The organism is Thermofilum adornatum (assembly GCF_000446015.1).
GTDB classification, from domain to species: Archaea; Thermoproteota; Thermoprotei; order Thermofilales; family Thermofilaceae; genus Thermofilum; species Thermofilum adornatum.
Genome location: NC_022093.1, coordinates 1,347,815 through 1,372,558, shown reverse-complemented (window position 1 = coordinate 1,372,558; position 24,744 = coordinate 1,347,815). Strand labels below are relative to the sequence as shown.

General features: G+C 47.3%; 21 protein-coding genes. 5 read left to right on the top strand and 16 right to left on the bottom strand.

Annotated features, from left to right (window positions below; all coding sequences use genetic code 11):
- Positions 1 to 135 precede the first annotated feature (135 nt).
- Positions 136 to 3,243: an alpha-mannosidase gene (locus N186_RS07400; RefSeq protein ID WP_020963170.1), complete on the top strand. Its 3,108-nt coding sequence runs from the start codon at positions 136 to 138 to the stop codon at positions 3,241 to 3,243.
- Between the two features lie 12 nt (positions 3,244 to 3,255).
- Here N186_RS07400 and N186_RS07395 read toward each other — a convergent pair whose 3' ends face one another.
- Genes N186_RS07395 through N186_RS07380 form a run of 4 tightly spaced genes read right to left on the bottom strand, consistent with a single transcriptional unit; the run spans position 3,256 to position 7,175 of the window.
- A complete protein-coding gene (locus N186_RS07395) occupies positions 3,256 to 3,945 on the bottom strand; it encodes a hypothetical protein (RefSeq protein WP_020963169.1) in 690 nt (229 codons plus the stop codon).
- Between the two features lie 24 nt (positions 3,946 to 3,969).
- Positions 3,970 to 4,311, bottom strand: coding sequence for a hypothetical protein (locus N186_RS07390; protein WP_020963168.1), 342 nt, complete (start codon positions 4,309 to 4,311; stop codon positions 3,970 to 3,972).
- Positions 4,312 to 4,367: 56 nt separating this feature from the next.
- The gene (locus N186_RS07385; protein ID WP_020963167.1) at positions 4,368 to 6,314 is read right to left on the bottom strand and encodes a molybdopterin-dependent oxidoreductase; all 1,947 of its coding nucleotides are present in this window, start codon (positions 6,312 to 6,314) and stop codon (positions 4,368 to 4,370) included.
- A 30-nt stretch (positions 6,315 to 6,344) separates the two neighbouring features.
- Positions 6,345 to 7,175, bottom strand: a complete 831-nt coding sequence (locus N186_RS07380) for a 4-vinyl reductase (RefSeq protein WP_020963166.1) — start codon at positions 7,173 to 7,175, stop codon at positions 6,345 to 6,347.
- A gap of 138 nt (positions 7,176 to 7,313) precedes the next feature.
- On the opposite strand from N186_RS07380, the gene N186_RS07375 reads away from it, so the two are divergent.
- Entirely contained in the window at positions 7,314 to 8,003 is a 690-nt protein-coding gene (locus tag N186_RS07375) for a phosphoglycolate phosphatase (RefSeq protein ID WP_020963165.1), read from the top strand.
- On the opposite strand, the gene N186_RS07370 is transcribed toward N186_RS07375, so the two are convergent.
- The 8 genes from N186_RS07370 to N186_RS07335 all read right to left on the bottom strand — a co-directional run bounded on the left by N186_RS07370 (position 8,000) and on the right by N186_RS07335 (position 16,732).
- A complete protein-coding gene (locus N186_RS07370; RefSeq protein ID WP_148682145.1) occupies positions 8,000 to 9,001 on the bottom strand; it encodes an ABC transporter ATP-binding protein in 1,002 nt (333 codons plus the stop codon). The two genes, N186_RS07375 and N186_RS07370, sit on opposite strands and share 4 nt — an antisense overlap.
- Positions 8,979 to 9,926 (bottom strand): ABC transporter ATP-binding protein, encoded by a 948-nt coding sequence (locus tag N186_RS07365; protein WP_020963163.1) that lies wholly within the window; start codon positions 9,924 to 9,926, stop codon positions 8,979 to 8,981. Before N186_RS07365 ends, N186_RS07370 begins: the two co-directional genes overlap by 23 nt.
- Entirely contained in the window at positions 9,923 to 10,804 is an 882-nt protein-coding gene (locus tag N186_RS07360) for an ABC transporter permease (RefSeq protein WP_020963162.1), read from the bottom strand. The genes N186_RS07365 and N186_RS07360 overlap by 4 nt, the downstream gene beginning before the upstream one ends.
- Positions 10,804 to 11,826, bottom strand: a complete 1,023-nt coding sequence (locus N186_RS07355; protein WP_020963161.1) for an ABC transporter permease — start codon at positions 11,824 to 11,826, stop codon at positions 10,804 to 10,806. The genes N186_RS07360 and N186_RS07355 overlap by 1 nt, the downstream gene beginning before the upstream one ends.
- A gap of 28 nt (positions 11,827 to 11,854) precedes the next feature.
- Complete coding sequence (locus N186_RS07350) at positions 11,855 to 13,447, bottom strand: ABC transporter substrate-binding protein (RefSeq protein ID WP_020963160.1); 1,593 nt, start codon at positions 13,445 to 13,447, stop codon at positions 11,855 to 11,857.
- Between the two features lie 307 nt (positions 13,448 to 13,754).
- The gene (locus tag N186_RS07345) at positions 13,755 to 14,612 is read right to left on the bottom strand and encodes a cation diffusion facilitator family transporter (RefSeq protein ID WP_020963159.1); all 858 of its coding nucleotides are present in this window, start codon (positions 14,610 to 14,612) and stop codon (positions 13,755 to 13,757) included.
- A gap of 254 nt (positions 14,613 to 14,866) precedes the next feature.
- A complete protein-coding gene (locus N186_RS07340) occupies positions 14,867 to 15,064 on the bottom strand; it encodes a hypothetical protein (protein WP_020963157.1) in 198 nt (65 codons plus the stop codon).
- 195 nt (positions 15,065 to 15,259) lie between these two features.
- Positions 15,260 to 16,732, bottom strand: a complete 1,473-nt coding sequence (locus tag N186_RS07335) for an MFS transporter (protein ID WP_020963156.1) — start codon at positions 16,730 to 16,732, stop codon at positions 15,260 to 15,262.
- A 69-nt stretch (positions 16,733 to 16,801) separates the two neighbouring features.
- Between N186_RS07335 and N186_RS07330 the strand changes: the two genes are divergently transcribed.
- From N186_RS07330 to N186_RS07320, 3 genes are all read left to right on the top strand, one after another.
- Positions 16,802 to 17,413 carry a MarC family protein gene (locus tag N186_RS07330; protein WP_020963155.1) on the top strand — a complete coding sequence of 204 codons (612 nt, stop codon included), beginning with the start codon at positions 16,802 to 16,804 and terminating at the stop codon, positions 17,411 to 17,413.
- Between the two features lie 78 nt (positions 17,414 to 17,491).
- Positions 17,492 to 18,994 carry a COG1470 family protein gene (locus N186_RS07325; RefSeq protein WP_020963154.1) on the top strand — a complete coding sequence of 501 codons (1,503 nt, stop codon included), beginning with the start codon at positions 17,492 to 17,494 and terminating at the stop codon, positions 18,992 to 18,994.
- A 170-nt stretch (positions 18,995 to 19,164) separates the two neighbouring features.
- The gene (locus N186_RS07320; protein ID WP_187147010.1) at positions 19,165 to 20,019 is read left to right on the top strand and encodes a GNAT family N-acetyltransferase; all 855 of its coding nucleotides are present in this window, start codon (positions 19,165 to 19,167) and stop codon (positions 20,017 to 20,019) included.
- A gap of 3 nt (positions 20,020 to 20,022) precedes the next feature.
- On the opposite strand, the gene tatC (N186_RS07315) is transcribed toward N186_RS07320, so the two are convergent.
- The 4 genes from tatC (N186_RS07315) to N186_RS07300 form a co-directional block, all read right to left on the bottom strand.
- Complete coding sequence (gene tatC, locus N186_RS07315) at positions 20,023 to 20,847, bottom strand: twin-arginine translocase subunit TatC (RefSeq protein WP_020963152.1); 825 nt, start codon at positions 20,845 to 20,847, stop codon at positions 20,023 to 20,025.
- Between the two features lie 141 nt (positions 20,848 to 20,988).
- The gene (locus N186_RS07310; RefSeq protein WP_020963151.1) at positions 20,989 to 22,179 is read right to left on the bottom strand and encodes a bifunctional DNA primase/polymerase; all 1,191 of its coding nucleotides are present in this window, start codon (positions 22,177 to 22,179) and stop codon (positions 20,989 to 20,991) included.
- Between the two features lie 49 nt (positions 22,180 to 22,228).
- Positions 22,229 to 23,050: a twin-arginine translocase subunit TatC gene (gene tatC / locus N186_RS07305; protein ID WP_187147009.1), complete on the bottom strand. Its 822-nt coding sequence runs from the start codon at positions 23,048 to 23,050 to the stop codon at positions 22,229 to 22,231.
- A 67-nt stretch (positions 23,051 to 23,117) separates the two neighbouring features.
- Positions 23,118 to 24,692, bottom strand: coding sequence for an NAD(P)H-hydrate dehydratase (locus N186_RS07300; protein ID WP_020963149.1), 1,575 nt, complete (start codon positions 24,690 to 24,692; stop codon positions 23,118 to 23,120).
- Positions 24,693 to 24,744: the final 52 nt, after the last annotated feature.

Below are 24,744 nucleotides of genomic sequence, written 5' to 3'. Positions count from 1 at the left end.
ATTACTAGAACAATCTCTTCAACCATGTGCCTAACGATTTATCTTTCGTTTCTTCGCACAATCCCTTTGAGAATTTGTTTTTAATTCAGATTAGTAATGTTTTAATAACTCATAGGTCTATTTTTAGCGGACATTATGAAGCTTTGGGACGCCGAGAGGAGGCTCTTTGACTTATTATCGGCCTCTGTCCAGCGATTTATTCCCCTACAGATCTGGAGGCTGAACGGTAGAGAGGTTTTCTTGCCGATACACATACAGGCAGAACCGGACAGAATCTACCTCTTAGAGACGAGGGCAAGGGTTCCTCCAACCGATTACAAGTGGTTTTTCAAAGTTGTCCTGGGTGGGAATGCAACCCTAGAGGTAGATGACAAGCTTTATGGAGGCATAGATGACGCCCACACCTATTTTCCCATGGAGCCTGGAACGAGGAACATTAGGATGAGGGTCTCGATTCGGAGGATGTTCGGCTACCATGACTGGAGCCTCTGCCTTAGGAGAGCCTTTCTGGTAGAGGTTTATCCAAGGGCGTTCTACCTCTCCTTGAACCTATTATCACTTTTGGATTATGTAAGGAGTTTGCCTTCTGGAGACCAGCTACGCATGAAGCTAGAGGAGACCTTATTCAATGCCTTAAGGGACATATCTGTCACGCCCAGCATCCAACAGTTGACTGCTGCTCTAAGCCTTCTCTATGAGACGGTGGAGGGGGTTCCTAGGGGGGATATACCACGTAAATATGGTGACTATTCGTGGCTTTCTGGAGTATATGGCGCCGGCGTCTTGGCTGGAAAACTCAGGGACATTAGCGCAGTAGATATAAACGAGCTACGAGAGGCCATTGACAGGATAGAGGAAAGAATACTGCCGGTGCTTGACTCTCTATCCAAGGAGAACACTCTCAGCGGAGAGATTCTAGCCCTCGGACACAGCCATATAGATGCGGCGTGGCTCTGGCCATTTAGGGAGACCCGTGAAAAAGTCGCGAGGACTTTTTCAAACATGATTCAGCTTTTGAAAAACTACAATGAGGCAGTCTATGCACAGAGCTCTGCGCTTTACTATGAGTGGATAGAGGAAGACTACCCAGACGTATTTGAAGAGATAAAGAGGCTTGTCAAGGAGGGCAAATGGATACCTGTGGGTGGCATGTGGATAGAGAGCGACACGCAACTTGTGGGAGGTGAAAGCCTTGCGAGACAGTTTCTCTATGGGCAGAGACATTTCTATTCTAGGTTTGGCAGGACTTGCAGTATAGGATGGATACCTGACAGCTTTGGCTTTGCTTTTTCTCTTCCCCAGCTCCTGTTGAAAAGCGGCTTAAAGGTCTTCGTTACGCATAAGCCTCTCTGGAACGATACGAATACTTTTCCCTACCACTCCTTCCTCTGGAAAGGTGTAGACGGGTCAACTATTCCTGTACAGATACTTCTAAACAGCTATAACGAGATGCTTACACCTAACAGCATAAGGGACTACTGGACAAAGTACAAGGAGAAGGACTCGGCACCATTCATACCCTATGCTTACGGCTACGGTGACGGCGGGGGAGGCCCTACCATCGAGATGCTTGAACGGTTCCCATTCTTGTCAAAGGTCCCAGGACTTCCAAGGATAAAGCCCTTCTCTGAGAAGGATTACCTTGAGAAGATCGAGAAAGTGCGAGACGGGTTGCCCGTGTGGAACAATGAGCTCTATGTAGAGTATCACAGGGGCACGTATACAACGAATCTCCCGGTAAAGGAGCTGATGTGGAGAGCCGAAAAGAACCTATACATTGCAGAATTGGTCGCAACTGCTTCGTATCTCAAGACCCGTGAAGACTATGCTAGAAGGCTTGAAAGAATCTGGAAAACTGTGCTCCTCAACCAGTTCCACGACGTCTTGCCAGGGTCATCCATAATGGAGGTATACGACGAAGCAACCAGGGAGCTTACGAGGGCGATCCAAGAACTGGCCGATATCACGAAGGAGGGGCTACAATCCTTAACTAATGGTGGCTCCGGCAATGTGGGCTTCTTTAACCCTCTGCCATGGGGGCGGAAAGCAATCGTTTCCGTGCCGAGGCACCTGCAACCCAAAGGTGCTCGTTGCCAGGACAACGGAAAGGAGTTGCTGGTAGAGGTCGAGTTGCCTCCTGCCGGGTATAGGAGCATGGAGATAGGCGAGTCTAAGTGTGAACCGAGGGGCTCAATCATCGTTGAAGAAAAAGATGACGGGGTACTTGTCAACAACGGGGTCCTCGAGCTTTTTGTTGCTAGCAACGGAGAAATCAAGTATCTAAAGCTCGTGCCAAGCGGCAGGGAAATATTATCCTATCCTTCGAACTCCCTCAGGATACACGTGGACAAGCCTGGGGTGTTTGATGCGTGGGAACTTACAGATGACTTTCTGACGCAGTGGGAAGACACAGTCACAGTCTCAAAGCCAAGAATCGTCTCGAATGGACCCCTACAGGCATGTATCGAGTATGAGAAGAGCTATAAGAAGTCGAGGATCAAGCAAACAATATGCGTTTACGATTCGAGCCCAGTAGTCGAGGTCAAGACGAGGCTGGAGTGGTACGACAAGGGCTACCTGCTCAAGGCCTGGTTCAAGCCGTCATTTAAGCCTTTAAGGGCAGTCTTCGAGACGCCATACGGCGTAGTGGAGAGAAGCCCCTCGTGGAAGACGAGCTGGGACAAGGCTAAATTCGAGTCTCCGGCTCTCCGATGGGTCGACATATCCAATGGAGAAGTTGGATTTGCAGTTATCTCTCCGAGCAGGCACGGCTACTCTGTAAGCGAGGAAGCTGTCAGCCTTAGCCTCATAAAGTCGCCTCTCTTCCCCAACCCGTGGAGTGACTTGGGCGAGTTCGAGTTCACCTACTATATCTACCCCCATCTAGGCGGCTACGAGGAGGCAAGGGTTCCCTTCGTGTCCAGCGAGGTTCTCTACGACCCAGTAATATTTGATACCGGGTCCCCTGCAGGCATGGCTGAAAGCTTCATCGAGATTGAGCCCCCAGAGGTCCTATTGGGAGCATTCAAGAAGTCAGAAGACGGAGACGGTGTTGTCATTAGGCTTTATAACCCTCAAAGCAGGAATGTGAAGACAAGGGTAAAGCTCAACGCTGTCTTTAGGGAAGCCGTAGAGGTAGACATTCCGGAGCTTAACTCGCTGGGCAAAATTGAGACAAGGGATGGCGAGATTCTTGTGGAGATGGCTCCATACGAGGTAAAAACAATAAAGCTTTTGAAGTGAAAAGGATTCTTTTTATACCAGTCTTCTCCCGAAACCCTTGGGGCTTGCACTGTTGTCGTAGACCTCTTCTACGTGTATAATGTATACTGGTCTATCGCTTCTAGCCTGGGGAGGCGTATAGTGGAAAGAGTCGTGGACAAGGGTGACAAATTCGTGTAGCTGGTCGTCTAGGTGTATAGAGGCGTGGCCCTTGATTTCATAGCTAAGTGCTGGGGGTTGATAGTAGACAAGGCTTACGCGGGGGTTCTTCTGGATCAGGCTCCAGGTATGCTTAGAAGAGTGGGGGCTTTGCTTTGCCAGCTCGACTGTAGCAAGAACTTCGAAGTCGATTTCTCGGTCGGCTCTCTCTTTTTCGAGGTATATATGCTCCAGGAGGAGCTTAACCCCTCTTAGGAGGTGTTCTTCTTCTATTTTGTCGTAGCCGACTCCACTGTTATATTTCTCGTCTGACTCCTTGATGTGTTCCCTGAAGACCTTTATTTTTTCACTAAGGTAGTCCTTGCTTGCAACGTAGCCTGAGCCCACCACCTTCCCATTTACCTCGATTCGGCCGTCGACCTCTGCCGCCGTTACGAGGACAGGTGTATGCCTCATGAATTCTAAAGCCATTTCGCGGGTCATGCCTCCCGACAAGAGCTTTTCGAGAAGCCTCTTACGGCCATAGTAGTTCCACTCTAGGAACTGTTCTGGAAGCCTAGCCATACAGAAAAGGAATTCGCCATGTATTTATTGTTTAGCTAGCAGATAGAAAGCCACGCCTGTTAAACCAATACCCGCTAGAAAAACTATGACAGCTATCCTCCAGTCCAAAGAGTCGAGGAAAAGGATGCCTGCGGCAGAAACGGAAAGCATTAGACCGCCGTACAGGGAGCGAACAGCGCTAGCAGGATACCTTGTCACGCCGCGTTTTCTCCTTGTAAGGAAAGCTGTCAAGACGAGCCACGACCCAGTAACAAGCAGGAATACAAAGATGGAGTAAGAAGCGTGGTAAAAGAATGTTGAGGCAATAGCTATGATGAGCGCCGCGACCACTACGAGAAAGTTTACTATGGGGCTGGTTATCTCCATTTGCCTCGAAACTGTATTGTTGAATCTGCCTAATATCTTCTTCGCTGTCCAACGGTTTAGCCAGTGGAATTAGGCTTCCTCAAATATACCATTACAGAATTGAAGACCGGGCCGCCTCCTATCTTCTGGGTTGTCGTCGGGACAAGAGTGTTCTGGGGCCTACCGTTCAAGTCTATAAGCTGCCTAGGAGACCACAGGACACCTCTGGGGACTTTGTCGACTACTTGTGCTTTGACTCTTACCTCCCCGTTTTCGTTGTAGAGCACAACTTCTTCTCCGTCCCTTATCCCAAGTTCCATGGCGTCCTCTGGATTTATCTGGACAATTGCTGGTATGGGCCCGTAGACATCGCGGAACTGTGTATGGGTATATTTCGGGGTAGCAGAGTTGAGGAGAACGAAACCCTTGCCTGTCAGGTATTCCATCTCTGGCAAGGGGCTATAGCCTAGTTTAATGGCAGTTGTTGAGTATAGCTCTATCTTCCCGCTGGGCGTCTGGTACGCGTCTAGTGGACGCGTCTTGAGCCTCAGAACTTTCCCGCTCAATAGGTCTTCGAATGTGCCTTCTATGGCCCCCTCTAGTGCCTCCCTTAATACCTGGATTGGATCCATGCAGACCCATTCTGGGGCTCCAAGCCTCTTCGCTAGCTCGCATGTGAGCCACGTCTCGTCTCTGCTTTCGCCCTGCGGCTCAATGGCCCTTTGCGAGAAAGCGACATAGTTGTGTCCATAGGGCAGGACTACGTCTGACTTCTCGAGGTAGGTTGTGGCAGGCAGAGCGATGTCTGCATACATGGAAGTCTCGTTCCAATGCGTGTCGAACTGGACGACAAACACGTCTCCCCTCGCTAATCCTCTGCGGAGCTTCTCTTGTCCTGGAAGGGTCAAGGCAGGGTTCATGTTGTAGACAAAGATGAACTTGAACTCGCCCCTCTCGATGTGCTCGGCCAGAGCCACCTGGCTAACGATTCGCTTTGGCTTCGAGATTTCTTCCCCTGTGACCTTTGCAATGTTGGCTAGCCATCTCCTGCTGTTTGTATAGTAGAAGCCCCTATGGATGCCTAGCAGAGCAGGTATGAGAGAGATAGCCCTAACGGCCTGCGCCCCGTTTAGGCTCTTCTGGATACCGAGACCAATAAAGGTGACGCTTGGCTTTTTCTCGGAGTATAGCTCTGCAAGCCTCCTAATGGAAGAAACATCGACGCCTGTGACTTCGGAGACCCGGCTAGGTGGCCACTTTGACACCTCATTTTTTAGCTCCTTGAAGCCAATGGTGTACTTTTCTACAAAGTCTTTATCGTAGAGCTCCTCAGAAATCAGGATATTCATTACTCCGTAGGCTAGGGCCACGTCTGTGCCGGGCCTGGGATTAATGGAGAAATCGCTCCGTTCCACTGTCTCAGATTTTCTTGGGTCTATTGCTATTATCAGTGCGCCCTTGTTTCTTTCCCTCAGGGCCAGGGCCCAGAAATGCGGAGAGCTTACGGCGGCGTTGAATCCCCAGAATACGAATAGCTTTGAGCCCTTCATCTCTTCGGGCAACCTGCCGTAGCTTAAGCCGTAGTGGAGCGAAAGCGCGGCGTGCCCGCTCTTGCTACATATACTATAATCCGTCATCGTTGCCTGTAGCCAGTTCCACAGCCTCTGGGGATAGTACCAGGCCAGGAGACCCATGTTACCCGCATACTCCACGTGGAGCAATGCTTCGGGGCCATAGTCCCTTATAGTCTCCGTGATTTTCTCGGCCACGATATTAAGGGCCTCGCTCCAGCCTATCCTTTTGAACCCTAGACTGGGTTTTCCCTTGTTCCTCAAGTGTGGGTAAAGGATCCTCTCTTTGGAAAAAGCCCTTTTAAGGTCAGCAACGCCTCTTGCACAGAGAAAACCACTGGTGAACTCGTTTGACGGATCCGGCAAAACCTGAGTCAAGCCAGCCTTCTCTACAACTTGCAGGTGACAGGTGTCGTAGCAGTCCCTTGGGCAAACAGTTCTAACAAGTGGCACAGGAAAATAAAATCGAAAAACAAATATTTTTTATACAAGTGGCTCGTATTTTTCTTTTCTGTATTCTAGTTGGCAGTATGGGTCTCCCCTGGCTATGCATTTTGTCTCTGCTGGCTTAATGTGGTATCCGTCTGTCTTCCAGTAGCCGGATAAGATTCCTGCTAGTAGGCCTCTGAGCAAAGCATTTTCTGCGCCCTCTATCCCCTTGAGGCTCATGCACTCTATGTTGTCGTATACCCTGAAGACCGCCTTGTCTTCTGTTAGCTCTACGACTTCTAGTACACCCCAGCCAAGTAGCCTCGCCCTGGCCTCTAGTAGCTTTATGAAGTCTTCGCGGGTCCTGACTAGCTTTTCGTATAGCTCGTCGTAAATCTTCCGGCCAGCCTCGAAAAAGACCCTATACATGAGGCCGGCGAAGCCTGGGCCGATGCCGCCCCAGCCGAAAGCCAAGATCTCCTTCAGGTAGATCTCTGAGAGTACTAGCGCCCTGTCGCTGTGAAGCATCTGTGGGTGGCTCCAGGCGTCTACGCCTACTCCAGGCATTATTGGCTTTGCGTATTCTACCCTTGAAACATAGCGGATGCGTCTAAGCTTCTGGGCTATTCTTTCTGCCTGCTTCTCGTCCTTCAAGTCAGCAGAGACAATTATCCTAACATCCCCATCGACGCCGCTAGGCGGAACACTAGCCTTAAACAAGAGAATCGGGACATTCTCCTCCCGGAAGACCCTGGCAACCTCCTCTATTATGCCTAAAGCCCTAACAGCCTCCCGCGACAAGACAACGTTAAAGAAAAACGGATTGCCACCCTCAACAACTACGAGGCGACCCATATAATATGGCTCAAAATTTTCAGTACCCATACAAAATATAGTGTGAAAAACAATATTATATTTTTATTGCCCCCTGCGGTATTAGTTGTAAAACGTAAAGTTGAAAACTAGTTATTGGATTTTTGAGCGAGAAGAAAAATATTTTAGCTTTAGGTGAACTTTGGCTTGATGAAGACTGCGGTATTTATTGATGTTGACTGGACTCTGACGGACTTTAACCGCAAGATTGGAAGCAGGGTTGTTGGTGTGCTAGAGAGGCTGGTCGAGAAGGGTTTTCTCGTATCATTTGCAAGCGCCACTGCATATCCGATAGTCTACGGCTTGGCCAGATATCTTCCAAGCTCAGGTGTAGTCGTTGCCGAGAACGGTGGAGTAGTAGGCTTCGAAAATGCCTTGCATGTTTTGAGCAGTATTGACAAGGAGAGGGTTATCCGCGTGGCAATGGAAGAGCTTGGGTGTTGCCTGGAGGACAGCTGGCAGAACATGTATCGGCATGTCGACGTAGCCTTTGTTGTAAAGAGGGGCGTAGACCCGAGTGTCGCTGTGTCGAGGGCTAGAAGTGTTTTCGTGGGGCTGGGCTACGAGGTGATGTATAGTGGGGTTGCTTTGCATGTGCATCCACCAGGTATAAACAAGGGGTTCGGCGTTAGAAAGGTTTTAGAACTCCTGGGCGAGTCCCCTGAGAGGATAATAGCTATAGGGGACAGCGAGGTAGACCTAGGAATGTTTGAAGTGGCCGACTTTTCTGCTTGCCCCTCTCATGCACCCGAAGAGGTAAAGAAGAGAGCCGACTACGTGGCAAGCAAGCCTTATAGCGAAGGCTTCATAGAGATAGCTGAGAATTTCCTGTTATCCTAGCTTTTCGAGTAAAGGTGGCATGCCACAATATGATCCCTTCCTAAAGTTATAATTTCAGGTTCTTTTTCCCTACAAGCAGGCATGGCGAAGGGGCACCTTGGATGAAGCCTGCAACCACTAGGCGGGTTTACTGGGCTCGGGATCTCTCCCCTTAGTTTTGTTTTCCTAGCCAGGGGGAAGCCATTCAGTGAGGGGACCGCCGAGATTAAGGCTTGAGTATACGGGTGTAGAGGATTACTGAAAATCTCTGAAGTAGGTGCCATTTCCACGATTTTGCCAAGGTACATTACTGCTACCTGGTCTGAGATGGCCCATGCAGAGGAGAGGTCGTGTGTAATATATAGAATAGACAGGTGAAGCCTGTCTCTTAGCTGTTGCAACAAGTTTAGGATCTGGGCTCTAGCGGAGACGTCTATGTTTGAGATTGGCTCGTCTGCTATTAGGATCTCTGGTTCTAGGACTAGTGCCCTTGCAATGGCTACTCTCTGCTTCTGTCCACCGCTCAACTGGTGTGGATACCTGTTGTAGAAGTCTTCTGGCGGGGATAAACCTACATCCTTTAGGACTTTCATTGTCTTTTCTACTCTCTCCTCTTTTGTTCCTATTTTGTTAACGTCTAGGGGGTATTTGACTTGATCCCCTATCTTCATTCTCGGGTTTAGGCTTACGGCTGGATCCTGGAAAATCATCTGTACTTTTCTTCTGTATACCTTGAATTCCTCCCCCTTTAGGCTAAAGATATCTCGGTCCCTGAAATAGACGTGACCATCTGTGGGTTTGACGAGGCCGACGACAGTTCTGGCTATGGTTGTTTTTCCCGAGCCGCTTTCGCCTACAAGGGCCATTATTGCTCCTTCAGGTATATTGAAAGACACATTGTCAACTGCCTTGAGGAATCTCTGTCTCCTTGCCACTATGTCTTCGATTGTTCTTTTCAGCGGGAAATATACCTTTAGGTTTTCTACCCTAAGGATTTCATGCATAGTGGCATGCGACATATCTGTCACCTATGTTTCTGAGAACTGGGATTTCCCTCACGCATAGGTCTGTAGCGAGGGGGCACCTTGGGTGAAAACGGCATCCAGAGGGTGGCTTCCTCATGTCGGGAGGCTCCCCCGGTATAGGCTGAAGAGCTTTGGAGCCGCCTATTCTCGGCACAGCCGAGAGCAGTGCTTTTGTGTAGGGATGCAGTGGTTTCTCTATGACCTCTCTTGCCTTACCAACTTCAACTAGTTTCCCTGCATACATTATAGCTATGCGGTCTGCCAGCTGGGCAACGAGGCCCATGTTATGTGTGATAAACATTATGGAGGTCTTGTATTCCTTCTTTATTTCTTTGAGGAGCTCTACTATCTGTGCCTCTACGAGTGCGTCAAGCGCCGTAGTTATCTCGTCAGCTATGAGGAGCTTTGGATTTAGAGCTAGACCAAGAGCAATTGCTACTCTTTGTCTTTGTCCCCCACTTAGCTGGTGGGGGTAGTCGTATAATTTCTCTGGTGGCACACCCATTTTTTCTAGAAGCTGGGACGCTATTTTCTCTATTTCCTCTTTTTCGTAGGTGTAGCCATGCTCTACAAATAATTCAATGAAGTGGTCCACTATTTTTCTTACAGGGTTGAGGGAAGAGTACGGATCCTGGAAAACAATGGATACCTCTTTTCCACGCATCTCTCTCAGTGCTTCATCATCAAGCTTTAGGATATCTCTGCCGTCGAAGAATATTTTCCCCTGTTCTATCTGTGAGTATCGGGGCAGGAGTCTCATGATTGCCAGCCCCAGTGTACTCTTTCCCGAGCCGCTTTCGCCAACGACTCCCAAGACTTCTCCTTGCTCGACATCGAGCGAAACGCCGCTGAGTGCTTCAACTTTCCCTCGCCTCGTGTTGTAGCTAACTTTTAAGTTTCTAATCTCTAGCAGGGTCACGCCTCCCACCTCTTAGGATTCAGAACCTCGTTTAGCCCCTCGCCTAGTAGGAGGAATCCCAGCACAGTGATGACTATTGCTAGTCCCGGGAAGATTCCTATCCACCAGTACCCAGCCAAGAAAAATTGTCTGCCCTTGTTTAGGTCGAAGCCCCAGTCTGGTGTAGGTGGCTCTATGCCTAGCCCGAGGAAGGACAGGCCTGCCTCTGTTATAATTGCGTCTGCAAAAGTTATGGGGAGAAGAGAAGCTATTGACGGGAAGGTATTTGGCAGTATCTGGCGAAGAGCTATGCTAAGCGGGCTGGCCCCAGCAATCTTGGATGCCTCTATAAATGGCATTCCTTTTAGAGAGAGCACGTTGCCCCTCACCATGCGGAAATACGAGGGTATATAGGCTACGGCAATTGCGAGGGACATGTTGACTAGCCCAGTCCCCAGGAAGGCTGCAAGTGCTATTGCAACAATCAGGCCGGGTAGAGAGTAGAGGCTGTCCATTACTAGGGAAAGTGTCCTGTCGAAAAGACCGCCGATATATCCAGATATTAAACCAAGAAAGACTCCTATGACTGTTGATACGATCGTGCTTAGAAAGGCCACTGCCAACACAAATCTGGCACCAGCCAATAATCTGCTGAAGACGTCTCTCCCAAGCTGGTCGGTTCCCAAAATGAATGTTACAGTTCTCCCGTCTATATGAAGTCTTGAGAGAGGAGGCAGTAGCGGCGGAACCTCTACAGATCTGCCATCAATAATTATGTAACTCGAGATTGTGTTTCCTGGAGCAATTAGGTCTCCAATTAGAGCCAACATTAGAACGATCAATGTTAGAATCCCACCAGCCAATAAGCACCATTCGCCAAAAGTCTTCGGCTTCCGCATTAGTAACGCACCCTTGGATCTACAAAAGCATAGAGTACATCGACTAGGAGGCTAACAATAGCGACGAGGACGGCATATATCGTGACTGCTCCTTGGACAATCGCGTAGTCACGTTTTAAGATACCCTCGTATACAAGTAGACCTATGCCATCCCAGTTGAAAGTCGTTTCTGTAAGGACAGCTCCACCAAGTAGGGCCGCGACTTGGAGCCCGGCCATTGTGAGGATGGGTATTAAAGCGTTTCTTAGCCCATAGTTCTTGACGATTGTCCATTCCCTTATGCCTCTCCCCCTAGCTGCTTGTGTATAGTCTTGTGACATGGCGTCTTCCACCGACAGATAAGTTACGCGTGAAAACACTCCTGAAAGGTATATTCCAAGGGTCAAAGATGGAAGACTCAAATGGAGAAGATAGTCGAAAAGTATATCGGGTCTACCTGAAAACAAGGCATCAATAAAGACGAAGCCTGTTTTCACAGGAAGATTATCCGCAAGAACCATGTTTACTGGGCTAAGCCTTCCAGTAGTGGGCAGGCCTAGAGGCCTCGCGAAGTATGCTTGTAGCATTAGCCCTATGTAGAATACTGGGATAGAGTATACAATAGAGGAATATATCCTCGCGAAATAGGGAACTTTTCCGTATTGGTACCTTGCCGATAGGAGCCCTATAACTATTCCAATGGCTCCAGCAATTATCGTAGAGGATATTGCAAGTTCGATTGTTGCCGGGAGCCGTGTCATGATTAAATAGGAGACAGGTATCCTTTCGAGAGCAGTATAACCGAGGTCAAGCTTTACAAATATGGAATAAAGATAATTGAGGTATTGAACATAGAGTGGCTTGTCTAGGCCTAGTTCAGCTCTTCTCCTCGCGAGGACATCTTCGGGGATATTCTTGCCCTCAAGCATAGTGATGGGGTCTCCAGGGAGGACTCGAAGAAGTATAAACACAAAGGTTAGCAGTATGAATAACATCAGGGGGGTGAGGATCAACCTTGAAATAACGTATTCTTTTAGGCCCATCTAAAAACACCAGAAAAAGAGAAATATTTTATCCGGTTTCCGCGTATATAAGATAGTATCTGAATATCTGAGAGTAGTCTAGGACTATGCCTTTGACATTGGGCTGGGCAACCGCGAACTGTCCCTCCTGCCAGAGTGGAATAATCGGCGCGTCGTCTGCGACTATGTCTTGTATCTGTGCAAGCGTCTGGATTCTCTGGTCAGTCGGCTGTAAGACCTGTTTGTCTATGAGGTCGTCTACCGTCGGGTTCTTGTAGTTGACGTGTAGCCATCCATTAGCTCCAGAGTGGTAGAATGGCCTCACGTAGTTGTCTGGGTCTAGGAAGTCTGGGAACCAGCCGAGGAGCCACATGGCGATCTTTTCTTGCTTGAAGAGTGACCTATATGTTGCCCAGTCTGCACTCTTTAGATCCACCTTTATCATACCGCTCGCCTCGAGGTTTTGCTTAATGATGGCTGCTATGTCTGGCTCTGCTGGCGTATACCTGACTGGCGTGTACCATAGCTCTATCTTGAGCGGGTTTGACTCGCTGTATCCTGCCTGCTTCAAGAGTTGTTTAGCCGCCTCTACGTTTGGTCTTTCTCCATATTTTTCCTTGAAGCTGTCCTTGTGTCCAAGGAATCCTATTGGTACCATGCTGTAGAGGGGCTGGGCAAACTTGCCCATATAAACGGTGTTAACGATCTGGTTTCTGTCGATTAGGTAAGCGATGGCTTGCCGAACAATTTTGTTGTTGAATGGTTCCTTGTTTACGTTGAACACGAGGTACCTGATTGGCGCGATTCCGGGACCGCTTACGACTTGTAGTGTTCCCTTGGACATTATGTCTTTTATGTCTGCTGGTGACAGTGTTCTAAATGCAACATCTACTTCTCCGTTTTCTACTGCCAACCTGAGGGACTGTGCGTCCTTGTAGAACCGTATAATTATCCTTTGTGTCTTGGGCTTTTCGCCATAATAGTTGGGGTTCGCAACAAGCTCGATGTACTCGCCGGGCTTCCAGCTTGCAAGCTTGTAGGGCCCAATCATGTCTACTGTGTTTGGAGGCTTGACTACATCCATTGGAGTCGTCTTCGGGTTAACAGGGAAAGCTACCCAGGTTGCAAGGAGGGATTTTACATATGTTTCCTCGAAGGGCTGCTTCAAGTAGACCCTAACAGTATCGTCTGAAACGGCTTCCGCTTTCTCGATAAGGTCCCCAATCAAGAAGGCGGCGTCCTGGTTTAACTTGATAGTCCTCTCCCATGACCAGACAACTGCCTGAGCTGTCAGTGGCGTCCCGTCTTGGAACTTTGCGTCTGTCCTTATCTTGATGTCCCAAACCTTCCTGTCAGCACTAATGGTGTAGCTTACCGCCAACTTGTTAACTATCTTTGCGGTGCCTGGCTCGTAGCCGAAAAGCCCTTCACCCATGTTCTGAATAATGTTCACGCCTAGATAGTCGTAGGCTTCGCATGGGTCAAGAGTTGTTTGGACACTGTCAGTAGTGCCAATGACAATGGTGTCCTTATATTTCGGCTGTTTTGGACCGAGCAGGAAAAATGCGGCTACGGCTAGGACGATGAGTGCAGCTGCTACGCCGGCTAGCATAATTGTTCGATTAGACTTGGGTTTCGACATGTCCTGTGGTTGTTACTCTTTACTTATATAAGATCTCTTGGAAAAAATATGTAAAAAATTCATTGATACTAAGTTAAACATTGAACAAGGTAATGTTGGAAAAAGAAAAATTGATAAGCATTTCTAGTAAAAAATATAAATGATTTACTTAAACTTGATACTTTTTTTTCTACCGAGAAAAATTCTTTATGATACAAGAACTAATTCGTCAGCTCGTCGCGAGGTAGTCATCTTTCCTTTGCTACTGGGACGGCGTCATCATTCAGATAATCAAAAAGGATAGTAGTATTTATTTTTGGTGCTATACTTATTCTGCCGGCTCCACGTGAATCGTGATGTCTATGTTTTCTCCTAGTTTCTCCTTTGCCTTTTTCTCGATTTCGTCACATATTTTGTGTGCTTCTTCTACTGAGAGTTCTTTGGGAACGACGAGGTGGAGGTCTGCATATATCTTTCTCCCGGATTTACGGGAACGTAAGGCGTGGTACTGGATCTCTTGTCGGCTGTTCTTTATGGCTTCTTCTATTATTTGTGACAGCTCTATGTCTGGGGAAGTGTCTACTATTTGTTCCCTTAGGTCTTTCAGTGTCTCTAAAACAAAGTAAGTAACTATTACTAGGATCACTATTGCTGCAAAGAGGTCGTAGAGGCTTGAAAGATACGAGCCTAGGGTTACACCAGCGAGGGTTGTAGCTCCTTCTGCCACGTCTAGGGATATGTGTCTGGACTCAGTTGAGGCTAGGAGGCTTTCGCTTGAGAATCTTTTAAGTAGGGTGGAGACTGTCAGGTTGAGCACGAGCGAGAACAAGGCAAACACTATGCTTACTGGGTCTATTTTTTCCGGCATACCTTCGAGTAGCCGATGTATAGCCAGGAACCCGATCGCCGAGAAGGTTAGCACCATGAGTAGTAGTATGAGGAGAGAGCCGAAAACCTCGAACTTTTCGTGGCCATATGGGTGCCTCTGGTCTGGTGGTTTTTGGGATTTCTTGTAGAAATAGTAGGCTATGCTACTGCTAAATACGTTTAGTGAAGAGTCTGCGCCGTCTGCTAGAAGCGCAAGGCTACCGGAGAGGATTCCACCCAGCATCTTTGCAATAAATACTGCTAGGTTTCCAAGTATGGATAGTAAGAGCACCCTGGTAGGGGATGTTTCACTCTGCATGAATAGTCAATGTCTAGGAGGCTTTCGCTGGTTTAAAGGTTGTGTACTAGAAATTCATATAATTTGGTTCTGCTGGACAGCGCGCGCTATGAAGATAAGCCTCTTTCTCACAGTTTCCAAGCTGGCCCCTTCCCTCAAATATTTCCTCGATATTTCTGCTAGGACCAATGGAAGGCTTATACCCTCCTTTATCCAATAGCTTTTTTACTTGTGCTCCTCTACTTGTGCCTATAAAGTATTCTATCCAGATACTACTATAAGCGATCCTCCATTCTATCCCCAGGTGTGTAGGGCTTTATCTTTCCCTTGTCTACGCCAAACATCTCGGGCTCCACTCCAAGTTCCTTGAGAACTAGATCACGAACTACTTCGTCAAATGTCTTTGCCTTTTTTATTTCCTTTATCATCTGCAACATTCTGTAAGTTTCTTTTTTTAATTGTATAGTTTTCACACCAAATTTTATAAGTAACAGAAATTAAAGTTTAGCACGACATTCTTTGTTCTTTGAAAATTTCACTTCAAAAATCTGTGCGTACACGGATACTGTGCTTGATCGTGAGAAAAAGTTTCATGCTGTAGAGAGTATAAATGAGGTGACCTATAAGAGCAATAAACGGGAAGACCAGCTATGTATCCAAAAACATGATTATTCAATGCTTGTCTCATATAGTTGTTTGATTTGTTCGGTGTTTTGAGGCGTTTTTAGCCTTGTTATCGAGAAGACAGCTGCTGAAAGATTAATGATGCCCAGGACCTTAAATGCATAGCCTATGGACTCAGCTAAGAGTCCTCTGCTTACCTCTGCGTCTCCAGTCATTGTTTCGGCGCCGATTAGTAGCTGTGTTACCAAGCTGTAGGGTATTTTCGAGGCTATGAGGAGGACAGAGATATTGAGGCTTATCGTCATTCCCACGTTGAAGATTACGCTACGTATCGCTGATGCTATTCCCCTCCTATTTGGCGGCACAGAAGCCATTATTGAGCTTGTGTTTGGCGACATGAAGAGACCGTTTCCCATTGCCAGAATCATGGAGTAGAATAACACCACGTTTAATGGTGTTTCTTTTGTTATGCCTGCCAGAAGGAACTGTGCGAAGCTTCCTACAATAAGCCCAGCTAGGGCGAATCTAGTGTAGCCGTATTTGTCTGAGAGCCTTCCACTAATAAGACCGAAGACGAGGAATGACAGCTCGAATGGTAAAAGGTGTATCCCGGCTGTGAGGGGGTCCATGCCCAAAACGATTTCCAGGTAGAGAGTTAGTAGCAACATTACTGCTCCGAAAGCAACAGCGTTGAGTAGTTGTGCGATTATACCGCCTGTAAAGCTCCAAATCTTGAAGAGTGACAAGTCTAGGAGGGGATACCTTGACTTAAGCTCCACGACTACAAAGCCTAGGAATGAAAGCAGAGATATAACTGCTAGAAGCTCTGTTAGACTCTTATAGGCGAGTCCATAAGCATAGATCGTCAAGGCAAGAAGGAGGGACAGCAAGGAAAGGGTTATTAGAGAGAAACCAAGCCAGTCTATTATCGGCTTCTCGCTTGGCTTATATACTTCTTTTAGCCTCTTGAGCGTTAAATAGAAGCCAACCAAGCCTACGGGGACATTTACGTAGAAGATGCTTCTCCACCCGAAGAAGTAAATAAGAAGCCCGCTGGCCGTTAGGCCTAGAATTGAGCCTATCCGGAAAGCTAATGCGTTTATGCTTAAGGCGAAGGCTAGAGGCCCACCTGCAGCAACGTCTGTTATTATGGCGGCGCTGAGGGTTGTCAGGATCCCTGAGCCTATGCCCTGGAAAAACCTTGAAAGAATTAGATGTGTGGGGGTGAGGGATAGCCCCGAGAGGGCTGAGCCAATCGTGAATAATACGAACCCATAGGCGTATAGTTTTACCCTCCCATATAGGTCTGCGAGTTTCCCCGCTAGCAATAGCATTAATGTGCTTCCAAGCATGTATGCCTGTGTGAACCATAGACCCTGCTCTAGGTCGGCCTTTAGAGATGATATTATTACGTCGAGTCCGACAACTACTATTCTGGCGTCTAGGCCAGCCATGAAGGCGCCTAGAGTTGTTATCGATAGAGCACTCCATAGATATTTCTTGTATTGAGGATCCACGAAGACTTTGGGAGAACATAAAAGCTAATAAAGTTTACCTAATAATCAAAATTATCGAGGTGCTTGCTAATGGTTACAGACCTGGCTAATTTTTTCATAAAAGGGTTTCTTGTCTCGATACAGCTCTATGCCGTTCTTAACCCCTTAAGTGTTATACCTACCTTTGCAAGTCTCACAGAGGCCTGGAGCCAAGACCAGAAGAGACACGCTGTGAGGAAGGCTTCGCTAATCGTCTTATTGCTGATGACTATTTTCTGTTTCCTGGGAGATCCACTGCTTAAACTGCTAAATGTTAGCATAGCTTCCCTCAGGTTTGGTGGAGGAATCCTGCTCATGGTTATAGCAGTTGATATGCTCTCGGGAATGAGCAGGACAAAGAGCCTAGAAAGCATGGACGAGGCACTCATTGTCCCGATAGCTACACCCCTCCTCGTCGGTCCAGGAACAATTACCACCCTGATAGTCCTCAGCGTATCGGAGGGCTTTGCAACGACGATGCTGGGAGTAGTAATCGCCACTGTGCTAGTTTTCGTGACGCTTAGCTCGGGAGAGTTGCTCCTAGAAAAGGCCGGGAAAAACTTTGTTAGAAGCTTGGGTAGATTCATGGCTATAATTATAGCTGGGATAAGCGGCGAAATGATACATAAGGCTCTTTTAGAGTGGGGTATAGCGTCCAAATGAGCCAAGTAGCGGCTAGCACGTCATAAATATGAGATAGATTTTTATTTGGGAAGGTTAATTATTTTAATAGTAGCAAATGTGAATAAGGGTATTTCACCAATTATAGCTACCTTGCTATTAATTTTTATTGCCACAGTAGCTGTCGTGCTAATCTGGTTCTGGCTCCCAAGTCTGCGTACAGAAAGTAGAGGTAGTGTAAGTGTACTCTTAAAGATAGAGGCAGTATCAGTTTCATCTAACAGATTGACACTATATATAAGGAATATCGGCAACGAGGAGATAAAGATAGACAAAGTATCTCTAGATGACCCTGCAACGGGATTATCCAAATATATAGTTGACGTGGGTCCTTTGACCCTGAAGCCAGGCCAGCTAGAGACGGTAAATGTGTCCCTGCCCACAGGGATCCAGGCTGGGAAATACGCTTTACGCGTCTTATCCACTAGCGGCATATCCATAGCAACTTATGTATTAGACATATCCTCGGTATCTCAGCAACCGCTACAGTTTCCTCTTTTTTCAATCGTTTCATACAATTCTACCATTCTCGGTGCTCCTTCCTCTAGCGAGAGGCTTGTTGTTGGCCTTGTTAATGATGGTGGTGCTAGTGGTGTGGCTGTTGTAAGGGTCTTGGATTCTAGTGGTAATGTTGCTAGTTCGGCGTCGGTTAGTCTTTCTCCTGGGCAGAGGACAGATGTATCTCTGAGTGTTGTTTTGCCACCTGCTTCTGGCAACTACCAGTGGAGAATAGTAGCTATAAACAGTGCCACTGGGAACCAAGACGACGAGAAAACGGTTCAGGTTAGTGTCGTCACGTATCTACCGGTTTTCAGTATCGTGTCTTATAATAGTAGTATTGCTGGACCAGTGGGGTCTAAGCAGAGGCTTGTTGTAACAGTGCAGAATACTGGGAATGCCCGCGGGAGCGCCGTCCTAACAGTGATCGACCAATACGGCAACACTGTGAACAGCAGGACCCTATCAATACCAGCCGGCCAGACAGCCACAGCAACACTCACAGTAACTCTGCCTGCAAGCACTGGTACCTACACGTGGAAGATACAGGCACTAAACCTGAATACTACGCGGGTGGACGACGAGAAAACGTTCATGGTCTCAGTTTATGGTGAGCTTATCAAGAATGGGGACTTCTCCCAGGGCAGTGCATACTGGACTCTTCAAAGCCCGTGGAGGATAGACACAAGCCTACAGCTAGCCCGCATAAACCTCACTAACCCACGGGATATAAGTGCAAGCATCAGCCAAACCTTCACCGTGTCCAGCACGACAACACTCACCCAGCTACAACTCTACTACTACATGGATGCACACCCACCGGGACAAGCTAACTCACTGCAACTCGTCGTATCCATTGAGAGCGGCTCCACAATTCTCTGGAGCCAAACTATAAGCTGGCAGAAACGTAACGAGCCAAGTGAAGACACCTTCACCGCCCAGCTATCTATAAGACTAGCTCCAGGAACGTACACACTAAGAATTAAGGCTCTACTCAATGCAGGGGGTAATCTGAACCAGGTAGACATCAGGGTTGACAATGTCAGCTTACTGTATGCGCCGTAGCTCCCAGCCCCAGCCACAGAGCGCGCCTATCCAAATGAATAAATTGCTTGGAATGAATAGAAAGATTTATAAAGCTACTTGCTAAGGATGTTTTGAACGGTGGGTTTGATAGAATGACTTGACTACAAAGCTCCATAAGTAAAGACATTGAAGAGAGTGGTTCTTCTATATTGATTCGTTCGGCCACTCTCCGTGACCTGGAAGACATATTTAGGATACACTTGCTCAGCTTGGAGGGGCTCGACGAGGAGGACTATGATTGGTTCAAGGCGCTTTTGTCTGTGCGGTCGAAGCGTAGGTTTGTTCTTGTAGCTGAGCAAGGCGACAGGATTGTGGGGTTTGTTATTGCATACAAGTACCGGGAAAATGTGTACGTTGACAGCCTGGCTGTCCATCCAGAGTATAGGAGTCTAGGTATTGGTGGAAGGCTCCTCACGGCATTAGAGGAAATTATGGCGAACAAGGGGGTTGAAAGGATTTTGTTGAGTGTGAAGGACAACAATTTGAGGGCGTTAGACTTCTACCTGAGGAAGGGATACAATATCCGTGGCTTGATACTCTTCATGTCTGTTAAAATTAGTTCTCTACCTGAGAAGGCTCCAGAGGGGTACAGGGTTGTCTGGAGGAAGACGCCGCTTAGGAGCAACCCACACAAGTATAAGCCTACGACTATGTGGAGCGAGCTGACAGAGCCTGTCGACAGAATGATTTACAAGAAGTACCGAATGGGCGAACACACCCTTACTGTATACAAGTCTGGCCGCGTGAGGGGCGTCTCAGAGTTCTCCGTCGAGGACAAGAGACTTTTTGCAGAGTATGTGGCACTCTCATCATACAACTCTCTCGAGGCTTTGAAGGCCTTGCTTAAGGGCTTCAGAGACGTTGGATTGGAGCTAGGAGCCGAGGAGCTTGAGGTGCCTATTGATTCTTCAAAGCAGGTGATAATAGAGGAGCTTGCTTCAGCAGGCTTCAAGACCCAGAAGACAGAGTTTTTACTCGAGAAGGAGCTGGACACTTCTCAGTAAATTTTAGACTTTCTTTTTGCCTTTTTCTGATCTCTTTACTAGCCACATCGTGAAGAAGTATAGGACAATAAAGGGTAGACCCAGCACAATGTCGCTGATAAGGGTGGGGTCAGGAGTTATCATTGCAAGTACTGCAAAAATCGCGAAAATTACGTATCTCCAGTTATTGTGTAGCGTCTCATAGCTTATGATTCCGGCCTTATTCAAGGCCAAAATTCCTAGGGGAAACATGAAGAATACGCCTGTAGCTAGTGACCCTATGAGAATATTCTGGTAGAAGTCTTGTATGGAGAAGAATAGGCTGGCGCCACCAAGAGTGGCAAGCCAAACGGCAACGACGAACACTATTGGCATTACTACTGTGTAGCCATATATGACGCCAGAGACGAACAGGGCGAGTGCAAAAACCATATAGCGCTTGACTATCCTCTTCTCGTGGCTATACAGGCCGGGCTCAACAAACCTATAAACCTCCCAAGCAATCACAGGGCTAAGAACAGTAACCGCCAAAAGAACAGCAAGCAAAATAGCAGCAGTAAGAGAATCAAACCACCCATGACTAATAAGAACAACCCTAGAACCATTAACACCAAACATTGTGGCGAAATTCCTACTGAAAATGTTCTCGTTAAAGTTCAACATGTAGTGGTTGGTTAGGTTCATGCAGTAGAAGAGAAATGGGTAATATGTTTTTGGAAGGAGCCATGGTGTAGGCAGGAAGAGAAGGAGGATTAGGAAGGAAACTATGTAGATTAGTATTCTCCGTAACATTTCTAGGAAATCCATCACGTGGTCAAGCAATGGCTTCTCTGGCAACTCCTCAGACATAAGTGTTAGACACCTTGACTAGCAGATATTGGTAAGAAAATGTTTTTATAATCTTCCATGATATTCTTGTTTGCAAGGATGAGGAGGTTGGCTACCTCCCGATAGGTGAGGCCTCCCGGTCTTGCCGACAGCGGGCTTTACTTAGTTGCTCTTATGGTTCTTGAGAATTCTCTCTATTTCTTCCTTTGAGTAGCTTCTAAGCCAATATATTGCCTGCTCGTAGAGCTTTTCAAGTATCTCCACGTCTCTTTGGGAGTATCCCTGAGCCTTTAATGTAACTTTTCTCGTGGCCTCGAGGAAGCTTATTGCTTCTTCGCGTGAAATATTCCCTAGAACATAGTGGCTAAGAACGTCTTCAAGCAACCGGACAGCCTTCATGGGGTCTAGGTATAGCTTTCTGCCCTTAAGGCTCCCTGGAAACTCGTTGAACCTAAGCTTTATTTCCAAAGGGAGTCCTGAGGGGTTCTCGAAGACAGGGGGAGCTGTTACTGTTTCTGCTACTAGTTGTTGCTTTATGGATCTTTTCAAGTAGCCTCCTATTCTTTTCACAGCTTCCTCAGCTAAGGTGTCAGCTTCTCCCTCTACAAATATGCGCCAGTCGCGGTTGTGTACCGGGTTGTCTGGGTTGGTCCACTCCGGCCTGAACGAATCTAGGTCTCCTGGCTTCAGTGCTATGCATGCAACGTCTAGGCTCCTGTGCAGGCTTAGCGGTGCAGTAAAGACTCTCTGTGGATCCATGAGATTCTCTACCTTTATCTTGGAGCCATACATGGTGTTGATCTGTGCGACTTTTTCTTTAATGTTTTCTAGGACGAATTGGGCGAGAGACCAAGTTACATCCATGACTCCATGTTTTTCAAGAATGCTTTGCGAGACGGCATTTTCATGTATATGTACATGCATACCCCTCCCGCTCCACTTTAGCCAGACACTCTTCGAGACACCCCATTTTTCCAGGAAGTCTACAATTGTCCTTGCTGCTTCGACTGTGGCTCTCCAGTGTTCCGGCGTAGAGTCAATGTCCCATGTAACCGTCCTCTTTGTCACGTTTTCCTCGTAGTTGAGCGCGTCCTCCCTTGTTTCAAGCCTGGAGTATATATTGGCTGTCCCGTAGAAGGCTCTGGGCTGTAGAGGCCTCAGCCTGTCAATTAGTGCTAATAGTTCTGCTGGGCTAGATGCCTTGAGCGGTACCGTTTTCCAGTACCTGACGAGCAATGGTCTTCCGTCCTTCATTTTTCTCTTGCAATGTACGGCAATCCATCTACCAGCCAGAAAACTAGACATTTCTCTTAAGACTTCTTGCCTCGTTAGATATGAAAACTCGTTTATCATTGTGGATCCACAGCCTTATTGAACTGTCGACTCATAGAATTTCCTAGGTTTAGTGTTTTTGTTTCTTCTCCGACCTTTTTACTAGCCACATTGAGAGAAAGTATAGTCCGACAAAGGGTATGCCTAAAGCAAGATCGCTGAATGGTGTTGGGTCGGGAGTTACTAGGGCCAGAAAAACATAGCCAATAAAGACAATGTACCTCCAATTCTTGTTGAGCGTCTCATAGCTTACTATACCCATTTTGTTGAGGATTAATATTACCAATGGAAACATGAAGAAGACCCCAGTAGATAGGGAGCCTAGAAGTATGTTTTCGTAAAATTCCTGGATAGAGAAGAACAGGCTTGCACCACCTAGGGTAGCGAGCCATACAGCTACACTGAAAATTATTGGCATTACTACTGTGTAGCCATATATGACCCCCGAGACAAACAGGGCGAGTGCAAAAACCATATAGCGCTTGACTATCCTCTTCTCGTGGCTATACAGGCCGGGCTCAACAAACCTATAAACCTCCCAAGCAATCACAGGGCTAAGAACAGTAACCGCCAAAAGAACAGCAAGCAAAATAGCAGCAGTAAGAGAATCAAACCACCCATGACTAATAAGAACAACCCTAGAACCATTAACACCAAACAGGATTGCGAATGGCCTGCTAAAGATATTGTGCTGAAAGTCGAGCATATAGTGGTTAGTAATATTCATGAATGCAAAAATTAATGGATCATAGGAGTTCGGCAACATCCAGGGGGCGGGCAGAAAAACCAGCAAAATAAGAAACGCCACTATGTAGATTAGTATTCTCCTAACCATTTCTAGGAAATCCATCACGTGGTCAAGCAATGGCTTCTCTGGCAACTCCTCAGACATAGTTTTATCCATATGTTTGGCCTGTATTTATGTGTTCTTTGAGCATAGATATGAAAGGGTGAAGTGGCTACACCAGAACAGGCAATGAATTCTCGTTGTATATTCTTTCAAAGTTTTCCCTTAGCTCCTTCATCGCTCTCGGCAGGAAATTCATAATTGAAACAGCAGTTAAGCCGTCCATTCCGATGCTTTCGGCAGCTAGATCACCTGCTAAGCCGTGGACGAAGACGCCCATTCTTACTGCTTCCTCGAAGCCGTAGCCGATACCGTACATGCCGGCTATTGCGCCTACGAGGACGTCGCCGCTTCCAGCGGTGGCCATTCCGGGGTTTCCTGTTAGATTAATGTATGCCTTGCCCTCAGGCGTGGCAATGACTGTGTGTGCGCCTTTAAGGACAACGTAGGAGCCGAGTTTCTGGGCTACCTCTAGTGCTGTTTTTAGCCTAGACTTTTTGATTTCCTCTATTGGTTTTCCCGTTAGCCGAGACATTTCTCCAGGATGCGGAGTAATAACGGTGGGGTATTTACGTGTGGAGAGGATTGTTGTGTCTCTGGCTAGGATTGTCAAGCCGTCTCCGTCAATGATTAGGGGCTTATTGATCCTCGGAATGAGTTCGAGGACGAGCCTGGCTGTTTCATCGTCTAGCCCTATGCCTGGGCCTATCGCAACTATGTCTGAGGCTTCTGTGAGCTTTAGGATTTTTTCCAGATTCCTGTAAGATATTGTCCCCGAACTGGTCTCTTCAAGCTCTTCGTAGACTACTTCTGGGGCTCTGATTGCCAGGAAAGGAACTATGCTACTTACTGTTGCTAGTCTAGAGTAGCCGCCGCCAGCCTTGAGGAATGATCTGGACGCCAGCATTGGGGCGCCGTAGTACCTTTTGGAGCCGGCGATGAAAAGTGCCTTGCCATAGTCTCCCTTATGAGTGTCTGGCTGTCTAGGTGGGGGGTACAGTGGGTCGTTTGTCTCTACCTTTATTCTGTCGTCTTCGATTAGGCTCCTTGGATAAGAAATGTGTGAAACTAGGATTTCGCCTGCATATTCTGCGCCCGGGTAGAGCAGGAGACCTATCTTTGGAAGACCAAAGGTGACAGTAAAGTCTGCTTTTACCGCTGTCCCCATTACTTCCCCTGTATCCGAATTTATACCTGAAGGGATATCCACGCTAACAACTAGCGAGCCAGAATCGTTTATCGCTTCTACTGCCTCCTTGTAGACTCCTTCAAGTGGCCGTGTAAGGCCTGTACCAAAAAGGGCGTCGACTATAACGTCGTAGAATGGGAGAACATCTTGTAGTTCTTCCACGTTTTTCTCCGTAACTTTTTCTACTGGGATATTAGCCAGGGCTACCCGATCCAAGTTTTTCTTGACTAGCTCTGAGAGCCTTTCAGGGTCTGCAACTAGATAGACATGTACGTCCATCCCATGGCTTGCCAGGTGCCTTGCACATACCAGCCCGTCTCCTCCGTTGTTTCCGGGGCCAGCAATGACCGCGACTGTGTCTTCTTCTGAGGCTGTGTGTAGTATGAGGCGGGCCACTGCGGCCCCAGCGTTTTCCATAAGGATTTCGTGGGATATGCCGTATTTTTCGACTGCCTCTTTGTCTAGAAGCCTTATTTCATTAGATGATGCGACCTTCACGTGTGTTTTAAGTGTGCTCGAGCTATTATTTTTTATTATTTATCTATTCCTA

Coding starts and splice junctions, on each gene's coding strand:
- N186_RS07400 (WP_020963170.1), top strand. CDS start 136: ATGAAGCTTTGGGACGCCGAGAGGAGGCTCTTTGACTTATTATCGGCC.
- N186_RS07395 (WP_020963169.1), bottom strand. CDS start 3,945: ATGGCTAGGCTTCCAGAACAGTTCCTAGAGTGGAACTACTATGGCCGT.
- N186_RS07390 (WP_020963168.1), bottom strand. CDS start 4,311: ATGGAGATAACCAGCCCCATAGTAAACTTTCTCGTAGTGGTCGCGGCG.
- N186_RS07380 (WP_020963166.1), bottom strand. CDS start 7,175: ATGGGTACTGAAAATTTTGAGCCATATTATATGGGTCGCCTCGTAGTT.
- N186_RS07375 (WP_020963165.1), top strand. CDS start 7,314: ATGAAGACTGCGGTATTTATTGATGTTGACTGGACTCTGACGGACTTT.
- N186_RS07370 (WP_148682145.1), bottom strand. CDS start 9,001: ATGTCGCATGCCACTATGCATGAAATCCTTAGGGTAGAAAACCTAAAG.
- N186_RS07360 (WP_020963162.1), bottom strand. CDS start 10,804: ATGCGGAAGCCGAAGACTTTTGGCGAATGGTGCTTATTGGCTGGTGGG.
- N186_RS07355 (WP_020963161.1), bottom strand. CDS start 11,826: ATGGGCCTAAAAGAATACGTTATTTCAAGGTTGATCCTCACCCCCCTG.
- N186_RS07350 (WP_020963160.1), bottom strand. CDS start 13,447: ATGTCGAAACCCAAGTCTAATCGAACAATTATGCTAGCCGGCGTAGCA.
- N186_RS07345 (WP_020963159.1), bottom strand. CDS start 14,612: ATGCAGAGTGAAACATCCCCTACCAGGGTGCTCTTACTATCCATACTT.
- N186_RS07330 (WP_020963155.1), top strand. CDS start 16,802: ATGGTTACAGACCTGGCTAATTTTTTCATAAAAGGGTTTCTTGTCTCG.
- tatC (WP_020963152.1), bottom strand. CDS start 20,847: ATGTCTGAGGAGTTGCCAGAGAAGCCATTGCTTGACCACGTGATGGAT.
- N186_RS07310 (WP_020963151.1), bottom strand. CDS start 22,179: ATGATAAACGAGTTTTCATATCTAACGAGGCAAGAAGTCTTAAGAGAA.
- tatC (WP_187147009.1), bottom strand. CDS start 23,050: ATGTCTGAGGAGTTGCCAGAGAAGCCATTGCTTGACCACGTGATGGAT.